The sequence below is a fragment of the Rhodococcus sp. ACPA1 genome (assembly GCF_002300195.1).
In the GTDB taxonomy this organism is placed as follows: domain Bacteria; phylum Actinomycetota; class Actinomycetes; order Mycobacteriales; family Mycobacteriaceae; genus Rhodococcus_F; species Rhodococcus_F opacus.
This window is the reverse complement of sequence record NZ_NSDX01000006.1, coordinates 1-17,551: the sequence shown is the minus strand read 5'-3', so window position 1 is coordinate 17,551 and position 17,551 is coordinate 1. Positions and strand designations below refer to the sequence as shown.

At 68.6% G+C, this 17,551-nt stretch carries 17 protein-coding genes; all 17 read right to left on the bottom strand.

Annotated features, from left to right (window positions below):
• Positions 1-5: 5 nt before the first annotated feature.
• The 17 genes from der to CJ177_RS29385 all read right to left on the bottom strand — a co-directional run bounded on the left by der (position 6) and on the right by CJ177_RS29385 (position 17,429).
• A complete protein-coding gene (gene der, locus CJ177_RS29460; protein ID WP_005243157.1) occupies positions 6-1,433 on the bottom strand; it encodes a ribosome biogenesis GTPase Der in 1,428 nt (475 codons plus the stop codon).
• Positions 1,430-2,119 carry a (d)CMP kinase gene (gene cmk / locus CJ177_RS29455; protein WP_005562874.1) on the bottom strand — a complete coding sequence of 230 codons (690 nt, stop codon included), beginning with the start codon at positions 2,117-2,119 and terminating at the stop codon, positions 1,430-1,432. The genes der and cmk overlap by 4 nt, the downstream gene beginning before the upstream one ends.
• The gene (locus CJ177_RS29450; protein WP_005243158.1) at positions 2,116-3,183 is read right to left on the bottom strand and encodes a pseudouridine synthase; all 1,068 of its coding nucleotides are present in this window, start codon (positions 3,181-3,183) and stop codon (positions 2,116-2,118) included. Before CJ177_RS29450 ends, cmk begins: the two co-directional genes overlap by 4 nt.
• Positions 3,184-3,199: 16 nt before the next feature.
• Positions 3,200-3,892, bottom strand: a complete 693-nt coding sequence (gene scpB, locus CJ177_RS29445) for an SMC-Scp complex subunit ScpB (protein WP_005243162.1) — start codon at positions 3,890-3,892, stop codon at positions 3,200-3,202.
• Positions 3,889-4,764, bottom strand: coding sequence for a ScpA family protein (locus CJ177_RS29440; protein WP_005243169.1), 876 nt, complete (start codon positions 4,762-4,764; stop codon positions 3,889-3,891). The genes scpB and CJ177_RS29440 overlap by 4 nt, the downstream gene beginning before the upstream one ends.
• The gene (locus CJ177_RS29435; protein WP_005243170.1) at positions 4,765-5,769 is read right to left on the bottom strand and encodes a ParA family protein; all 1,005 of its coding nucleotides are present in this window, start codon (positions 5,767-5,769) and stop codon (positions 4,765-4,767) included.
• 58 nt (positions 5,770-5,827) lie between these two features.
• On the bottom strand, positions 5,828-6,754 hold the full coding sequence (gene xerD / locus CJ177_RS29430; RefSeq protein WP_095869254.1) for a site-specific tyrosine recombinase XerD: 927 nt from the start codon (positions 6,752-6,754) through the stop codon (positions 5,828-5,830).
• Between the two features lies 1 nt (position 6,755).
• The gene (locus tag CJ177_RS29425) at positions 6,756-7,424 is read right to left on the bottom strand and encodes an NUDIX hydrolase (RefSeq protein WP_005243172.1); all 669 of its coding nucleotides are present in this window, start codon (positions 7,422-7,424) and stop codon (positions 6,756-6,758) included.
• 13 nt (positions 7,425-7,437) lie between these two features.
• A complete protein-coding gene (locus tag CJ177_RS29420; RefSeq protein WP_025432832.1) occupies positions 7,438-9,216 on the bottom strand; it encodes a CTP synthase in 1,779 nt (592 codons plus the stop codon).
• A 141-nt stretch (positions 9,217-9,357) separates the two neighbouring features.
• Positions 9,358-10,308 (bottom strand): copper transporter, encoded by a 951-nt coding sequence (locus tag CJ177_RS29415; RefSeq protein ID WP_095869253.1) that lies wholly within the window; start codon positions 10,306-10,308, stop codon positions 9,358-9,360.
• Complete coding sequence (gene steA, locus CJ177_RS29410; RefSeq protein ID WP_005243185.1) at positions 10,305-11,489, bottom strand: putative cytokinetic ring protein SteA; 1,185 nt, start codon at positions 11,487-11,489, stop codon at positions 10,305-10,307. Before steA ends, CJ177_RS29415 begins: the two co-directional genes overlap by 4 nt.
• 108 nt (positions 11,490-11,597) lie before the next feature.
• A complete protein-coding gene (gene recN / locus CJ177_RS29405) occupies positions 11,598-13,370 on the bottom strand; it encodes a DNA repair protein RecN (protein ID WP_005243187.1) in 1,773 nt (590 codons plus the stop codon).
• Between the two features lie 2 nt (positions 13,371-13,372).
• Positions 13,373-14,335 carry an NAD kinase gene (locus CJ177_RS29400; RefSeq protein WP_005243189.1) on the bottom strand — a complete coding sequence of 321 codons (963 nt, stop codon included), beginning with the start codon at positions 14,333-14,335 and terminating at the stop codon, positions 13,373-13,375.
• A complete protein-coding gene (locus CJ177_RS29395) occupies positions 14,332-15,162 on the bottom strand; it encodes a TlyA family RNA methyltransferase (protein ID WP_025432834.1) in 831 nt (276 codons plus the stop codon). The genes CJ177_RS29400 and CJ177_RS29395 overlap by 4 nt, the downstream gene beginning before the upstream one ends.
• A 1-nt stretch (position 15,163) precedes the next feature.
• Positions 15,164-15,391, bottom strand: a complete 228-nt coding sequence (locus CJ177_RS46840; RefSeq protein WP_043943807.1) for a hypothetical protein — start codon at positions 15,389-15,391, stop codon at positions 15,164-15,166.
• A gap of 77 nt (positions 15,392-15,468) precedes the next feature.
• On the bottom strand, positions 15,469-16,464 hold the full coding sequence (locus CJ177_RS29390; protein WP_005243203.1) for an HAD-IIA family hydrolase: 996 nt from the start codon (positions 16,462-16,464) through the stop codon (positions 15,469-15,471).
• Positions 16,461-17,429: a M48 family metallopeptidase gene (locus CJ177_RS29385; RefSeq protein ID WP_082764322.1), complete on the bottom strand. Its 969-nt coding sequence runs from the start codon at positions 17,427-17,429 to the stop codon at positions 16,461-16,463. Before CJ177_RS29385 ends, CJ177_RS29390 begins: the two co-directional genes overlap by 4 nt.
• Positions 17,430-17,551 lie beyond the last annotated feature (122 nt).

The window sequence follows — 17,551 nt, the reverse complement described above, 5'->3', positions numbered from 1 at the left end:
TCGGATCAACGATTTCGCCGCTCACGCTTTTCCCGCACCCGCACCGAGATGCGGACTGGGCTGCCGTCGAAATTGAACTCCTCGCGCAGACGCCGCTCCAGGAACCGGCGGTAGCCCGCCTCCAGGAACCCCGTCGTGAACAGCACGAACGTCGGCGGACGTGTTCCGGCCTGCGTGGCGAACATCACGCGAGGCAGCCGGCCACCGCGCATCGGCGGCGGCGTCGCGGCGACGACTTCCTTGAGCCAGGTGTTGAGCCGGCCCGTGGGAATCCGCTTGTCCCAGGACTCCAGTGCGGTGTCCAGGGCGGGGACGAGCTTCTGCACCGCGCGCCCCGTCTGCGCCGAGATGTTGACGCGCTGCGCCCACGGCACCCGCACCAGGTCCCGATCGACTTCCCGGTCGAGCTGGAGGCGCCGGTCCTCGTCGACGAGATCCCACTTGTTGAACGCGATGACGAGGGCCCGGCCGGCGTCGGCCACCATGCTCAGCACGCGCAGGTCCTGCTCCGAGATCGGCTCGGATGCGTCGATCAGCAGAATCGCGACCTCGGCGGCCTCGATGGCGCTCTTCGTCCGCAGCGACGCGTAGAACTCGGCGCCGCTGGCGTGGCTGACCCGCTTGCGCAGACCGGCGGTGTCGACGAAACGCCACGGCCTGCCGCCGAGCTCCACGATCGAGTCGACCGGATCGACGGTGGTGCCCGCGACGTTGTGGACCACCGAACGCTCGTCGCCCGACAGCTTGTTCAGCAGGCTCGACTTCCCGACGTTCGGCTTCCCGACCAGAGCCACGCGTCGCGGCCCGCCGCCGGGGATGCCTTCACGCGGGGTCTCCGGGAGGGCGGCGAGCACCTCGTCGAGGAGATCGCCGGTGCCGCGGCCGTGCGTGGCGCTCACCGAGTGCGGCTGTCCGAGACCGAGCGACCACAGTGCGGCCACCTCGGATTCGGTGCGGCCGTCGTCCACCTTGTTGGCGACCAGCAGAACCGGGGTCTTGGACCGGCGCAGCACCTTGGCCACGGCCTCGTCCGTTGCGGTGGCGCCGACGACGGCGTCGACGACGAGGAGGATCGCGTCCGCGGTCTGCATCGCCAGTTCCGCCTGCCGGGCCACCGATTGCTGCAGACCCTTGGCGTCGGGTTCCCAGCCGCCGGTGTCCTGCACCATGAAGCGGCGGCCGCTCCAGTTCGCCTCGTAGGAGACGCGGTCACGGGTCACACCGGGAATGTCCTCGACCACGGCTTCGCGGCGGCCGATGATCCGGTTGACGAGCGTCGACTTGCCGACGTTCGGGCGCCCGACCACTGCGAGGGTGGGAACCGGGACGTGGGACTCTCCGTCGCCGCCGTCTTCGAGGTCCAGGACCTCCCAGTCGGATTCCTCACTCCAGGTGCCGTCGCCTGCAAACTCGGTGGTGAATTGTTCGGTCACTGCCCTGCTCCAGTTCTTTCGCTTACCACCAGCAGCAACCTGCCGATCACGTCGTCGATTCCGAGTTCGCTGGTGTCGACCAGCACGGAATCGTCGGCCGGCCGCAGCGGCGACACGGCGCGCGTGGAGTCGAGGTGGTCACGACGCTGCACGTCGGCCAGCACGGCCGCGTAGTCGTCGCCTCGTCCTTCCGCGAGATTCTGCGCATTCCTGCGCTGTGCCCGGGCTTCCGCCGAGGCGGTGAGGTAGATCTTCACGTCGGCGTCCGGGATCACGACGGTGCCGATGTCCCGACCCTCGACGACGATCCGTTCGGCCTCGCCCGCGAGACGACGCTGCGCCGCGACGAGCAGTTCACGCACGGCGGGAACGGCGGAGACCGCCGAGACGGCCTTGGTCACCGCGTCGCCGCGGATCTCCTCCCCCACGTCCTCCCCGTCGAGCAAAACCTGCTCGCCCGACGGGTCGGTGCCGATCGACCACGGCAGACCCGCGGTCGCGTCGGCGATCGCTGCGGGATCGGTGAGGTCCACGCCCTTGCGCAGCGCATGCAGCGTCGCGATCCGGTACATGGCGCCGGTGTCGAGGTATCGGGCATCGAGCCGCTGCGCGAGCATCCGCGAGACGCTCGACTTCCCGGTTCCGGACGGGCCGTCCATCGCGACGACCAGCGACGACGTACTCACAGGCCCACCGCCCCGTAGAGACCGCCGACCTCGCCTCGACCGAGTACGCGGAGCGTGCCGGGACGCTGGTCGCCGAGAGCGACCGCGCCGATGTCCGTCCGGACGAGCCGGATGACGGGGTGTCCCACGGCCTCGAACAGGCGGCGCACGATGTGCTTGCGGCCTTCGTGCAGGGTGACGCGGACGAGCGACTTGCCCTCGTTGATGTCGAGGAGCGTGAACGTGTCGACCTTCGCCGGTCCGTCGTCCAGCTCGACACCCTCCTTGAGCTTCTTTCCGACGCCGCGTTCGAGGGCACCCGACACGGTCGCCAGGTACGTCTTCGACACCTCGAAGGACGGGTGCATCAGCCGGTGCGCCAGGTCACCGTCGTTGGTGAGCAGCAGCAGTCCCTCGGTGTCGGCGTCCAGTCGACCGACGTGGAACAACCGCTGACCTGCGGCGACCCGCTCGGAGACGATGTCGCCGACGCACGGGCGCCCGAGGTCGTCCGACATCGTCGACTGCCAGCCGCGGGGCTTGTTCAGCGCGAGGTGAACCAGGTCCTTCTGCACGACGACGCGGACGCCGTCCACACGCACGACCGCGTTCTCGGGGTCGATGCGCAGTCCCTGTTCGATGACGATGCGGCCGTCGACCTCGACGCGACCCTGCGAGATCAGTTCCTCGGCCGCACGGCGCGACGCGACGCCGGCCTGGGCGAGAACCTTCTGCAGTCGCATGCCGTCGCCCTGCGGCGGGCCGGCGGGCCGATCGGCGGCGTCGGCGTACTGGTGCCGGGCAGGCTTGGCGTTGCTGATCTTGGGCGCCTGGGCCTGGGCGCGCTGCGGCTTGGCCGACTTGGGCTTGCCGCGTTTGTTCTTCGCGGCCGCGGCGTCGGGCCTGCCCGACTTGCCCTTGACGGAGTCCGACCTGGTCGGACGCCGATCGGTCTCGGAGCGGCTCGGTCGCCCTCCGGCTTCCGACCTGTCCGAGCGACCCCCGGTCTCCGACCTGGTGGGGCGCTGCTTCTTGTTGTTGTTGTTGCGATCCGGTGTGCCATCTCGGCGAGCGGGTTTCTTCACTTTTGTACTATCCCTGTCAGTCTTCGGTGTCCAGCCCGGTGTCCAACTCTTCTGTGGAAGCCGTAGCTTTATTCATTCTCGCAAATCGTGGGTCAGATTCCAGACTGTCACTGATGTCATCTATCAGATCCACGTCCGGCAACAGCGGGGCCAAGGCGGGAAGATCGGCGAGAGACGCCAAGCCGAGCCGTTCCAGGAAGAGCTCCGTCGTCGAATACTGCGTGGCGTTGGTATCGGGATCGACGCCGGCTTCGGCGATCAATCCGCGAGCGAGAAGTGTGCGCACCACACCATCCACGTTGACGCCGCGCACCGCACTGATCCGTGCGCGGGTCAACGGTTGACGGTATGCCACCACGGCCAGAGTTTCCAACGCCGCCCTCGTCAGTTTGGACCGGGCACCGTCGAGCAGGAGTCGTTCCACGTAGGGCGCGTACGCGGTGCGCGTGTAGAGACGCCAACCGTCACCGGCATATCGGAGGTCCATCCCGCTCCCACGGGCGGTGAGCTCGGCGGACATGCGGTTCAGCACGTCCGTGATGCGATTCACAGAAGCGCCGGTCGCGGAGGAGAGCTGTTCGGCACCGGCGGGAGAGTCGACGATCAGCAGCAGCGACTCGAGGACAGCTTCGAGTTCGGTGTCCGACAGCTCGGGTTCTGCGTCGACGGCGCCCTGGTCGTCCGACTCGTCGAACGGGGCCGAACTCATCCGTAATCCTCCTCGGTCACCGGGGCGTGTGTGCCCTCCCCGGTCCAGCTCACCAGCAATTCCCCGAGCGGCTCGGGCTGTTCGAACAACACCGACTGCTCGCGATACAGCTCGAGCAGCGCGAGGAATCTTGCCACGATCAGGGCCGTCACCTCGCACTCCGAGACCAGGTCGCCGAAGGTCGCCCACTCCCCGGCCCCTCGTTCGCGGAGCAGTTCCAGCATCCTCGCCGCCTGTTCCGGCACCGACACCGCGTGCATGTCGTGCAGATGGTCCAGTCCCACGGTGGGCTTCGGGCGGGGTGTGAACACGGTTGCGGCGATCTCCGCGAACCGCTGCGGGTCGACACCGAGCAACACTTCCGGCAGCAACTGGGTGAACTGGTCCTCCAGTGCCGCCGACCGCGGGTACCGGCGCAGCGCGGCCGCCTCGAGCTCACCGAACAGTTGCGCCACCTGCTTGTACGCGCGGTACTGCAGCAGCCGGGCGAACAGCAGGTCGCGCGCCTCGAGGAGCGCGAGATCCTCGGCGTCCTCCACCTGCCCCGCGGGGAGCAGACGGGCCGCCTTCAGATCGAGCAGTGTCGCCGCGACCACCAGGAATTCGGTGGTCTGATCGAGACCCATCTCCGCGCCCAGCGTGCGGGTGTAGGCGATGAAGTCGTCCGTCACCTGGTGAAGCGCGACTTCCGTGACGTCCAGCTGTCGCTGGTTGATCAGGGTGAGGAGCAGGTCGAACGGCCCCTCGAAATTCCGCAGCGTCACCCGGAAGCCGGGCTTGACCACGGGCGCCTGCTGATCCTCGGCCTGCGATACCGGGGTCAGCGAGCCCTCGGTCTGCGGTGGAGCCGAAATGTCTTGCGTATTCACCACTTACCGGCCGGACCGGTGAATGACCTCGCGTGCCAGAGCACGGTACGCCTCGGCGCCGGTCGATTTCGGCGCCCAGGTGGTGATCGGCTCCCCGGCGACCGAGGTCTCGGGGAAGCGGACGGTGCGGTTGATCACGGTGTCGTAGACGAGATCCCCGAACACCTCCACCACACGGGCCATCACCTCACGCGCGTGCAGGGTCCGCGAGTCGAACATCGTCACGACGATGCCGGCGAGTTCGAGCCGCGGGTTGAGCCGGTCGTGAACCTTCTCGACCGTGTCGTTGAGCAGCGCCAGGCCGCGCAGGCTGAAGTACTCGCACTCCATCGGGATGATCACCGAGTCCGCGCAGGCCAGCGCGTTCACCGTGAGCAGACCGAGGGAAGGCTGGCAGTCGATCAGTACGTAGTCGTACCGGTCGAGCACCGGGTGCAGCACACGTCCGAGCGTCTGTTCCCGCCCGACCTCGGTGACGAGCTGGATCTCCGCCGCCGACAGGTCGATGTTGCTCGGCAGGAGGTCGAGGCCCTCGACGCGTGTCCGCATCAGGACATCGTCGATCGCGACACGGGGTTCGACGAGCAGATTGTGGACGGTCAGGTCGAGGTCGTGATGCGCGACGCCGAGCCCCGCGGACAGCGCCCCCTGGGGATCGAGGTCGACGAGCAGGACACGTCGGCCGAATTCGGCCAGCGACGCTCCCAGGTTGATCGTCGACGTCGTCTTGCCGACGCCACCCTTCTGGTTGCACATCGCGATGATCCTGGCCGGGCCGTGCGAGGGCAACGGGGCCGGTTCCGGCACCTCGCGCGTCGGCCGCCCCGTGGGGCCGAGCTCTTCCTCCACGACCACGGCAGCGTCCTCGAACAAGGCTGCGGGTTCGGTCTGCCGCACGTCGAACATGTCGCCCTCCTGTTGCGAGTGCTCTGACTCCGCCGCTGGCGGCTGCGGTGTCACCACGGTCCGATGATCCCCTGTTCTCTCGATGATCGCTGCCGATCCCACATCGTTATACGAACGCTACCGCCTCGTACCGTGAATTTTCCCCTCGACACGCTTTCCGTCACCTTGCCCGGGGGTGCGCTCCGGCCCACACCTCGCGCAGCGCACCCACTGTCACCAGCGTATATATCTGGGTGGTCGTCACCGAGGTATGTCCCAGCAGCTCCTGGACGACCCTGACGTCGGCGCCGCCGTCGAGCAGGTGGGTCGCGAACGAGTGACGGAGTGTGTGCGGCGACACCGCCGACGAGATGCCCGCCGCGTCCGCCGCGGTCTGCAGCACCTTCCACGCGCTCTGGCGGGACAGCCGTCCGCCGCGGACATTGAGGAACAGCGCGGGTGTTCCGCGTGAAGCCAGTGCCGGCCGGCCCCGGATCAGGTAGGCGTCGAGGGATTCGACGGCGGGCCGGCCCACCGGGACCACCCGCTGCTTGCCCCCCTTGCCCCGCAGCAGCACCGACCGGGTCTCGGTGTCGACGTCGTCGACATCCAGGCCGACGGCTTCGGAGATGCGGGCGCCCGTCGAATACAGCAGCTCGAGCAGCGCGCGGTCGCGGACCGCCCGCGGTCCGTCTGCGGGTCCGCTGCCTCCGACCGCCTCCAGCAGCGCCAGCACCTCGTTGACCGGCAGCGATTTGGGGAGCCGTTTCGCCGGCGACGGCGGCCGCACGTCCCGGGCGACGTCGACGGCGGTCATCCCCTCGGCCGCGGCGAACCGGTGGAATCCGCGCACCGCGATCAGGGCGCGGGCCGCCGAGCTCGCGGCCAGCGGCGGCAGTTCGCGAGCCTGGTCGCCGGCTCGCAGAGCGATCACGAAGTCACTGACATCCTGTTCGCGGATGCGCCCGATGTCGGTGACCTCCCGGTCGGCGAGGAACTTTGTGTACCGCTCGAGGTCGCGGCGGTACGAACCGAGGGTGTTGCGGGCAGCTCCGCGCTCGACGGCCAGGTGGTCGAGGTACGAATCCACCTGCCGCGCAATCACCATGTCATGCCCGCGCGGCCTCGTCCCCGGCGGCGCGCGAGCGTTTTCTCTCGCTGAACCTGTCGGGGCGATCGACCCAGGGCGCGGTCACGTCGCGGAGTTCGCCGAGACCGCCCGGCCGGGACCGGGCAGCGGCGAGGGCCATCACACCGGCTACGGCCGTGGCGTTCACGATTGTCCCGTTCAGCACCATCGACACGACCTCGTCGAGTGGAATCCGCTCGATCTCGAGGTCGGCTTCCTCGTCCTCCGGATCGGGCCGGTCCACGTCGTACAGGTCCTCGGCGAGGAACACGCGCACCGACTCGTCCGTGAACCCGGGCGAGAGAACGACGTCCACGAGAACGGACCAGCGACGGGCTCCGAGTCCGGTCTCCTCCGCCAGCTCGCGCCCGGCGGCGTCGACGGGGTCCTCCCCCGGCTCGTCCAGCAGGCCCGCTGGTATCTCCCACAACCGGCGCCCCACCGGGTGCCGGTACTGGTGGATCAGGACGACCCGGTCCTCGTCGTCGAGCACCACGACGGCGACGGCGCCGTGGTGCTCGACCACCTCACGTTCGGCGGTCCGGCCGTCCGGCATCGCGACGTGATCCACCCGCAGGGCGAGGATCGCGCCGCTGTAGACGGCGCGCGAGTCGAGAGTCTCGAATTCGTGCCGGCCGGTGTCCGTCATGGTCGGTCTCGCCCTATCCCGCGCTGTCGACGGACGCGACCTCGTCGCGGTCGGCGGAGTCGGCGAGTTCGTCATCGGTGGCGACGGCGGCGGCCCGCTCCTCGCCGTGCACGTCGACGGGAAGCCGCTCTTCGAGCTTGTGCTTCAGCGCCGCGTCGACGAACGCCGCGAACAGCGGGTGCGGACGCGTCGGACGGCTCTTCAGTTCGGGGTGCGCCTGCGTCGCGACGAAGAACGGGTGCTGGTCGGCCGGGTATTCGACGAACTCGACGAGGTGACCGTCGGGCGAGGTTCCGCTGAACCGGAGTCCGCTCTTCGCGATCCGGTCGCGGTACGCGTTGTTGACCTCGTAGCGGTGACGGTGGCGCTCCGACACCTCTTCGCTGCCGTACGCGCGGGCGACGACGGACCCTTTCGTCAGGACGGCGGGGTACGCGCCGAGGCGCATCGTGCCGCCGAGGTCCGCCTCGCCGGCGATGACGTCTTCCTGGTCGGCCATCGTGGAGATCACGGGGTGCGTGGTCTCGGGCTCGAACTCGGCGGAGTTGGCGTCGTCGAGACCCACGCTGCGCGCGGCCTCGATCACGACGCACTGCAGGCCGAGACACAGTCCGAGCAGCGGGATCTTCCGGTGGCGCGCGTACCGGATCGCGCCGAGCTTGCCCTCGATACCGCGGATTCCGAAGCCACCGGGAATCAGCACGCCGTCGACGTCGCCCAGGGCGGCCTGCGCGCCCGCCTCCGTCTCACACGCGTCGGACGGCACCCAGGAGATTTCCACCTTCGAGCGGTTCGCGAACCCACCGGCACGCAGCGCCTCGGTGACAGACAGGTAGGCGTCCGGCAGGTCGACGTACTTTCCGACCAGGGCGATCCGCACGGTTTCGCGCGGCTGGTGGACGCGCTCGAGCAGGTTGCCCCACACCGTCCAGTCCACGTCACGGAACGGCAGACCCAACTGACGCACCACGTACGCGTCGAGGCCCTCGCTGTGCAGCACCTTCGGGATGTCGTAGATCGAGGGCGCGTCGGGGGTCGAGATGCAGCCGTCGACGTCGACGTCGCACATGAGCGCGATCTTGTTCTTCAGCGCCGGGGGAACCTCGCGGTCGCAGCGCAGGATCAGCGCGTCGGGCTGGATACCGATGTTCCGCAGGGCCGCGACCGAGTGCTGGGTGGGCTTCGTCTTGAGCTCACCCGACGGCGCCAGGTACGGCACCAGAGAGACGTGGAGGAAGAAGACGTTGTCCCGACCGACGTCGTGGCGCACCTGACGGGCGGCCTCGAGGAACGGCTGCGACTCGATGTCACCGACGGTGCCACCGATCTCCGTGATGACGACGTCGGGCTGGTGTCCCTGGAGGTCCGGTCCGCTCATGGCGAGGATCCGGCTCTTGATCTCGTCCGTGATGTGCGGGATGACCTGGACGGTGTCGCCGAGGTATTCGCCGCGCCGCTCCTTGGCGATGACCGTCGAATACACCTGGCCGGTGGTCACATTCGCCTGACCGGACAGGTCGCGGTCGAGGAAGCGCTCGTAGTGACCGACGTCGAGGTCGGTCTCGGCGCCGTCCTCGGTGACGAAGACCTCACCGTGCTGGAAGGGGTTCATCGTGCCCGGATCGACGTTGAGATACGGATCCAGTTTCTGCATGGTCACGCGCATTCCCCGCGCGGTGAGCAATTGCCCGAGGCTCGAGGCTGTGAGGCCCTTGCCGAGTGAGGAGGCGACGCCGCCGCTCACGAAGATGTGCTTGGTAGCGGTACGCGAATGAGTGCGTGACTGTGGCAAAGGGGCTCCCGTGACGACTGTGCAGGGCTTGGTCTGTTCGAGCAATGCTGGGGCCTGCCGACCCACGGGACTTCACGGTAACACCTTGTCGTACGTCCCGGAAACAACGCGCCGCGATTGCCCGCCCCGATGTGACGCGCGCTACGCCGGGGTGGCCCCCACGGTGACTCCGGTGGTGCCGGGCCCGGTGCCGTACCGGCCGGCGCTGCCGTTCAGTTGCTCCTGCAGTGCGAGCGGAACGGTGATCTTGCCCGCTTCCCGGTCGATGTTGTCGATCGTGGTCAGCGTCGCGGAGAGGGCAGCGTCGGCCCGCGCCACGGCGACCGCACCGTTGCCCTGCGCCGAGGCCGGGCGCCCGGCGAGAACCGCCCCGGCACCGCGCGAATCCAGCGCACCCGCGAACCGGGCCACCACCGCACCGCGGTTGCCGCTGACACCGTCCTCCACGTCGCGATCTCCGGTCAGTACCACCGCGACCTGTGCCGGTTGGACCGCACCGTCGTTGTAGCTGACGAATCCCGCCCCGCGGAGGGTCTCGAGGGCGAGCGCCATCTCCTGCGCGGAACTCTGCGGCTGGCCCGTCTCCTTGCCGAGCATGAGGACCGAGCCCAGCAGGTCGCCGGCGAGACTGCCCTGGTCGACGGCCCCGGTCTTCAACGTGACACCCGCAGGGATCACGTTGTTGACCACTGTCCGCAGCCGGTCACCGCCCGTGGCGTCCACGAACGAATCGGTCAACGACACCCGGCCGGTCACCGACCCACCGGCCTGCGCGATCATGCGGTTGACCCCGTCGAGGTCGGCGGGGTCGGCATCCGGGGTCGTCACGACCATCACGGTGCGTTGCGCGAGAGAGTCGGCCACCACGCGGCCGCCGACCGCGGAATCGAAGCCGTCCGCCGAGTTCAACTGCTCGGTCAGCTGGTTGTTGCGTTCGTTCGCCTTCTCCACGTCGGTCTGCAGGTCGGCCTTGTCGTCGCGCAGCCCCGAGACGAGACCGCTCGACAACAGGCCGGAACCCATCACCACGCCGATTGCCAGAGCCAGGAAGATCGCTGCTATGGAAATGGCATGTTGACGCAGAGAAATCACTTGAAGAACCCCTGGACCCACAACGCGAAGCTGTTCCATGTCGCGACGGCCCAGTCCAGTGCCTCACCACCGATGTTCGACACCACCAGGGCCACGATCACCGCGACCAGTGCGGCCAGTACGAGCAGCGCGATCGCACCGCCCGACACCCGGCTCCGGTACAGGGTCGCCACAGCCTTCGCGTCCACCAGTTTCGGCCCGACCTTCAGGCGGGTCATGAATGCCGACGGGTTGCTGTCGCGGCGGCCGCGGTCGAAGAATTCGTCGAGGGAGACGGTGCTCCCGACCGTGACGATCAGCGACGCACCGTGATGATCGGCCAGCAGCAGCGCCAGGTCGGACGGGGATCCGGAGGCGGGGAACGTCATCGCTCCGATGCCGAGGTCCTGGATCCGTGACAGACCGGGTGCGTGACCGTCCTGGTCGGCGGGAAGAACCACCTCGGCGCCCGACTTGAGCGTCGCGCTCGTGATGTCCTCGGGGTCGCCGACGATGAGATCCGGGCGGTAGCCCGCCGACTTCAGGACGTCGGCGCCTGCCCCGACGCCGATGAGGATCGGCGAGTACTCCTTGATGAACGGCTTGAGGTTCTTCAGATCGGAGGCGTGGTCCGGGCCGTCGGACACGATCACGACGTGCCGTTCCTTCATGTCGACGTCGACGTCTGGGACTCCGACGCCGTCGATCAGCAGCGGACTCTCGGTGCGGATGAACTCGATGGTGTTGCCGGAGAACGCCTCGAGGTGGTCGACCAGACCGGTCTTCGCCTCGATCATCCGGTCGGAGATCTCCGCCTCGGTCTGTTCGTCGCCCTTGGCGATGCGCCGTTCCCCGGAGTAGACACCTCCCCCGTTCACCCGGACCTTGCTGCCGTCCTTGATGCTCTTGAAGATCTCGGCGCCGGCCGAATCCACCAGGAGGATCCCGTTGGCGACGATCACCTCCGGACCGAGGTTGGGATAGCGCCCCGAGATCGACGGCGACGCGTTGATCACTGCGAGAACGCCTGCCTTCACCAGGGCGTCCGCGGTCCCGCGATCGAGGTCGAGCTCGTCGAGAACGACGATGTCACCGGGTCCGACGCGTCGCAGCAACTTGGCCGTGTTGCGATCCACCCTGGCGATGCCGCTGACCCCAGGCAAAGTTTCGGTGTTACGTGACAGCAGTGCCGGCATCTTCATGAGTTCGATGATGGACCGGAAGCAGGACCGACCTGTGGAGGCGCGCCGAACCGTTTACCACATCAGTCACACCATTACCACGGGTGCGGCCGATGGTCCGCCGACGGGTCAGACGGAACGCTCGGCGTTGGCGGTGGCCAACAGTTCCTCCGCGTGGGCCCGACCGGTCTCCGTGTCGTCGAGTCCGGCGAGCATGCGCGCCAGTTCCACCACCCGTTCGTCGTCGGTGAGTGTGTGCACACCACTGCTGACGACCCCGTCCGTGTCGTCGACCTTGTCGACCACCAGGTGGGTGTCCGCGAACGCCGCGACCTGCGGCAGGTGCGTCACGACGATGACCTGGTGTGTCCGGGCGAGCCGGGCCAGTCGCCGGCCGATCTCGACCGCGGCCCGACCGCCGACGCCGGCGTCGACCTCGTCGAACACCATCGTCGCGCCCGAATCGGACCCGGCGAGCACCACCTCGAGGGCCAGCATCACGCGCGAGAGTTCACCACCCGACGCACTCTTGCTGATGGGCAGCGACTGAGCGCCGCTGTGCGCCGACAGCCGGAATTCCACTTCGTCGACGCCGGACGATCCCGCGTGCAGTTCCGTCCCGTCGACGGTGAGCGGGGCGGTGTCCTGCGGTCCGGCGATCCGGGGCCGGACCGACACCTCGAGAGCGGCCCGGCCCATCGCCAGACCTGCGAGTTCGGAACTGACGGCCTTGGCGAGCTTGGCCGCCGCCTTGACGCGGGCCGCGGTCAGTTTCGACGCGGCCTCCGCGGTGGACGTCGCCGACTCCTCGACCTGCTTCGTCAACGCCGCCAAGGCATCGGAGGACACGTCGATCTTCTCGAGCCTCGCACGGGCGTTGTCTGCCCATTCCAGTACGCCGTCGACGTCGGCGGCGTACTTGCGGGTGAGGTTCTTCAGTTCCGCCTGCCGCGACAGCAAGGAGTCCAGCGCCCCCGGATCCGCGGGAAGCCCGGCGAGATACGTGGTCAGGTCGGCGGAGACGTCGGTGACCACCGCGATCGCGTCGGCGAGACGCGGTCCGAGCCCGTCGAGTTCGGGGTCGGTGGCCGATTCGATCCGGGCCCGCGCCTCGGACAACAGATCCAGCGCGGGTGCGCCCACACCGTCGCCGTCCATGTCGTCGCCGCCGGCGAGCGCGGCGTGCGCTTCCTCGGCCGCCGAGCGCAGCGAGTCGAGTTCACTGAGCCTGCGCACCTCCGACACGATCGACTCGTCCTCGCCCGGGGTGGGCGCGATGCCGTCGATCTCGTTGAGGGCGAACGTCAGTTGGTCGGCTTCCTGCGCGAGTTCCCGGGTACGCCCGGTGCGTTCGATCAGTTCGGACCGTGCGGTCACCCATTCGTCGCGGTGCTTGCGGTACCGCGCCAGCAGCGGGCCGACCGTCTTGTCCGCGAACCTGTCCAGGGCGGCGCACTGCTGGTCGGGCCGGAGGAGCCGCAGCTGATCGTTCTGCCCGTGAACGGTGAGCAGTGGATCGGTGAACTCGGACAGCACGCCCGCCGGAACGCTGCGCCCACCCAGGTGGGCGCGGGACCGTCCGTCGCTGCCGACGGTCCGCACCGCGATGATGGTGCCGTCCTCGTCCCGCTCGGCGCCGGTCGATTCGAGCAGCCGGGACACGGCACGTTCGACGTGCTCCGAGCCGTCGTCCGTCATGAACCGGCCCTCGACCACGGCACGGGGCGCGCCGAGACGCACCCGGCCCGCGTCCGCTCGCGCACCGCTGAGCAGGTGCAGGCTCGTCACCACCATCGTCTTGCCCGCACCGGTCTCACCGGTGAGCACGGTCAAACCTTCATGGAATTGCGCCGACGCCTCGGAGATCACACCGAGGTTGTCGATCCTGATCTCTGCCAGCACGTCTAGGGCTTCCTTCCTCGCCACCCGGTGACGGGCAGCTCGAACTTTCGCACCATCCGGTCCGCGAACGGCGCCGAATCCAGTCGTATCCAACGAACGGGTTCCTTGCCACGCACCACTTCGACGCGGGCGCCCGCGGGCAGCTCGAGGGTCCGGCGACCGTCGCAGAACACCAGGCCGTCGTGGCTGCCTGCCACCGTCTCGACCGCGATCAGCGAATTCGGGCTCGTCACGAGGGGGCGCGCGAACAGCGCGTGCGCATTGCTCGGGACCACCAGCAGGGCCTCCAGTTCCGGCCACACCACGGGACCGCCTGCCGAGAACGCGTATGCCGTCGACCCGGTCGGGGTGGAGATGAGGACGCCGTCGCAGCCGAAGGCCGACACGGGGCGGCCGTCCACCTCGAGCACTACCTCGAGGACACCGAGCCGGGACCGGTTCTCGATGCTCGCCTCGTTGAGCGCCCAGCCGCGTTCGATGATCTCGTCGTCCACACGGACCAGCACGTCCAGCGTCATACGGTGTTCGATGCGGTATTCACGACGCACCACCTGGGCGAGCGCCTCGTCGAGGTGCTCGGCCTCCGTTTCCGCGAGGAACCCGATGCGGCCCAGGTTGATACCCAGTACCGGAATGGACGCGGCCTGGGCGAGTTCCGCTGCCCGGAGGAACGTCCCGTCTCCGCCGAGGACGAGCACCATCTCGCAACCGAGGGCGGCGTCGGGGCCGGCCTGCACGATGGTGACTTCCAGCCCGGGAACCAGGAATTCGTCGGCCGCCATGCCGTCCATCGGTTCGATGCGGGTGCTGTCGACCTCGTCGACGAGGACGCGCAGTCCGATCCCGGCCCGCTCGAAGATCTTGCCGACGCGCCGCGCGGTCTCCGTGATCTCGGCGCGGCCCGGGTGCGCGACGAGCAGGATCTCCCGCTCGCGTTGCTGGGCGCCGCTGCTTCCCCCGCTCACTGTGGTCCCTCCTGCACCGCGGTGCGGATCAACTCTTCAACCGACTCGACCGGTACATCATCCGTCCCGGGTGTGACATCCGCGCGGAGCCACAGGAAGTACTCGACGTTCCCCGACGGTCCCGGCAGCGGACTGGCCACTGCACCGACGGTACGCAGTCCCAGCGATGCTGCCGTCTTCGCGACATCCAGTACCGCGGCGACGCGCAGCTCCGGGTCACGCACCACACCACCGGAGCCCACGTGGTCCTTGCCGACCTCGAACTGCGGCTTCACCATCGGAATCAGATCTGCGCCGTCGGCCACGCAGGCGACGAACGCCGGGAGGACGAGCTTCAGGGAGATGAACGAGAGGTCCGCGACCACCAGATCGACCGGGCCGCCGATCTGCTCGGCGTCGATGGATCGCACGTTGGTCCGGTCGACGACGTGGACGCGGTCGTCGGACTGCAGCCGCCACACCAGCTGGCCGTATCCGACGTCCACCGCCACGACCTCTCGCGCGCCGTGGTGAAGCAGCACGTCGGTGAAGCCGCCGGTGGACGCGCCGGCGTCCAGGCAGCGCTTGGCCTCGACCTCGAGTCCGCGGGGGCCGAACGCCTCGAGCGCACCGAGGAGTTTGTGCGCCCCGCGCGATGCCCAGGACACTTCGTTGTCGAGCTCGACCACCCGCAGCGGAGTTCCCGCTTCGATTGCGGTGGCCGGTTTGGTCGCTGCCGCTCCCGAGATCAGTACTCGGCCGGAGGCGATGAGTTCTTGCGCGTGCTCTCGGGACCGGGCCAGTCCCCTCCGAACGAGTTCGGCATCCACCCGTGCTCGACGGGCCACGTCAGATCTTGTCCACGGTGGCCAGCGCCTCCACCAGCACGTCGTGCGCCTTCTCGAGAAGATGGGCTTTGCGTGGGATGACCCCGACGCCGTGCTCGTCGTCAGGATCAGGTTCGACGGCTCCGAGCCGCGACAACAATCCGTCGACCTCCGTGTGGATCTTCTCGGGGTCGACACTCTGAGGAGGCCCAGGTAGATGGGCTCCCGGGCGCGGTATTGGCGTGCTCATCGGGCACAACGCTAGTCCATCGCGTTCCGATACGCATACAGCGAATCGCGTGACGGACAACGCGGGTCTGCCGGGTTTCAGGCACCCCAGCCGGAGACGACCGCACTCACCGCGGGCGTCGTCGACGTGATCCGCGAGAAGTCGGGGAACTTCCAGGCGCCGGCGGTCACGGCCCGCAGCAGCGCAGCCGAATCCACCGGCGCGGCGGAATCGCTTGTCGGTTCGATCACCAGGTCGCTGCCGTCGAACTCGACGGACCACCGGTTGTCCTCACCGATGAGGGATTCCTCGGCGGGCCGGTTGAGCGCGTCCAGTTCGGACGCCAGGTAGGTGGGCCGTTGCTCCGGAGCGGCGCGCAGCACGTCGACCGCGGTGCTCACGCCGGTGAGCACCAGCAGGGAATCGAGGCCGACGTTGTTGGCGCCTTCGATGTCGGTGTCCAGCCTGTCGCCCACGACGAGCGGGCGCACACACTTGCTGCGGCGCATCGCGTCTTCCATCAGCGGCGCGGCCGGTTTACCCGCCACGAGTGGTTCGCGGGACGTCGCCGTGCGGAGCGCTGCGACCATCGATCCGTTGCCGAGGACGAGTCCGCGTTCGGTGGGGAGGGTCGAGTCCAGGTTCGCCGCCACCCAGACCGCGCCTGCCCGGATCGCGAGGGTCGCCTCGGCGAGTATCGCCCATCCCGTCGTCGGCGAATGTCCTTGGACGACAGCCGCGGGCGCGTCCTCGAACGACCGCACCGGACGCAGTCCGACGTTCCGGACTTCGTCGGCGAGCGCTTCGGTGCCCACGATGAGCACCGGCGAATCGGGGGCGACGTTCTCCGCGAGCAGCCTGGCCGCGGTCTGTGAACTCGTCACCACCGTCGACTCGTCGGCATCGAAACCGAGTTCCGTCAGGTGTTCCGCGACCTCACCCGGCCGGCGACTGGCGTTGTTGGTCACGTAATAGCAGGACTGCTGCCCGGCCGCCAAAGCCTCTCGCGCACCGGGGATTTCCTGCGGCCCTTGGTACAGGGTGCCGTCGAGGTCGAGCAGCAGTGCGTCGTAACCGTCGCGCAGAGCCGTCACTGATCGTCTCCGGTCAGCTCGGCCACACGCTCCTCCGCGTCGGTGTCACCCTCGAGATCCGCCGCGGCGGAATTGAGGAACCACTTGAGTCCGTCTTCGATGCGACCGGCGGCCACCAAGGCATCGGCGTACGCGTAGAACAGGCGAGCGGCACCGGGACCGGTCCGGGAGGCGTCGAGATCGGGGGTCTGCAGCGTGACCACGGCCTGGTCGAACTGACCGAGGTCCATGCGCGCTCCGGCGACCACCATGCGCAGTTCGGCTGCCTCGTCACCGGACAGCGCAGCAGCTTCCTCGCTCCGCCCGAGTTCGATTGCCCGTTCCGGGCGGCCCAGACCGCGTTCGCAGTCAGCCATCACCGCGAGCAGTCCGGGACCACCGGCCATGCGACGAGCGGCGCGCAACTCCGACAGCGCCTCCGCCCATTCGCCGGCGTGGTACGCGGTGATACCCGCGGCCTCACGGACGATGGCGATTCGGCCCGCACGCTGGCGCGCGGCGCGAGCATGCGCGAGCGCAAGTCGCGGATCGTCGTCGACGAGCTTGCCGGCCATCACCAGGTGACGCGCAACCGTGTTCGCATTCGTCTTGTCCAGGCTCAGCAGGTCGCGGCGTACCGCGGGATCGAGCTCGCCGGCCTCGACGTTCTCGGGCAGATCCGGTTCGTCCGGACGGGCCTGCTGCCGCTGCGGACGGTCACCTTCACGTCCGCGAGGCGCGAAGCCGCCCTCGCCACCACGACGGGGTCCGCCACCGCGACGATCGCCACCGGCACCGCCACGGTTGTCGCGCGAATCGCGACGGGGACCACCGGTCGAGCCACCACGACCCGAACCGCCGGCGCCGCCACGATCGCCGCTGGACGCACCGCCACGATTGCTGTTGGAGGCGCTGCCACGATCGCTGTTGGAGGCGCCGCCTCCGCGGAAGGACCGACGTCCGTCGTCACTCTCCGACACAGTCATTCCTTTCACACAAACCACGAAAGGGGACCCAGTATATTGGGTCCCCTTTCGGTAACGGATGTTCGGCGGTGTCCTACTCTCCCACACCCTGTCGGGTGCAGTACCATCGGCGCTGGAGGGCT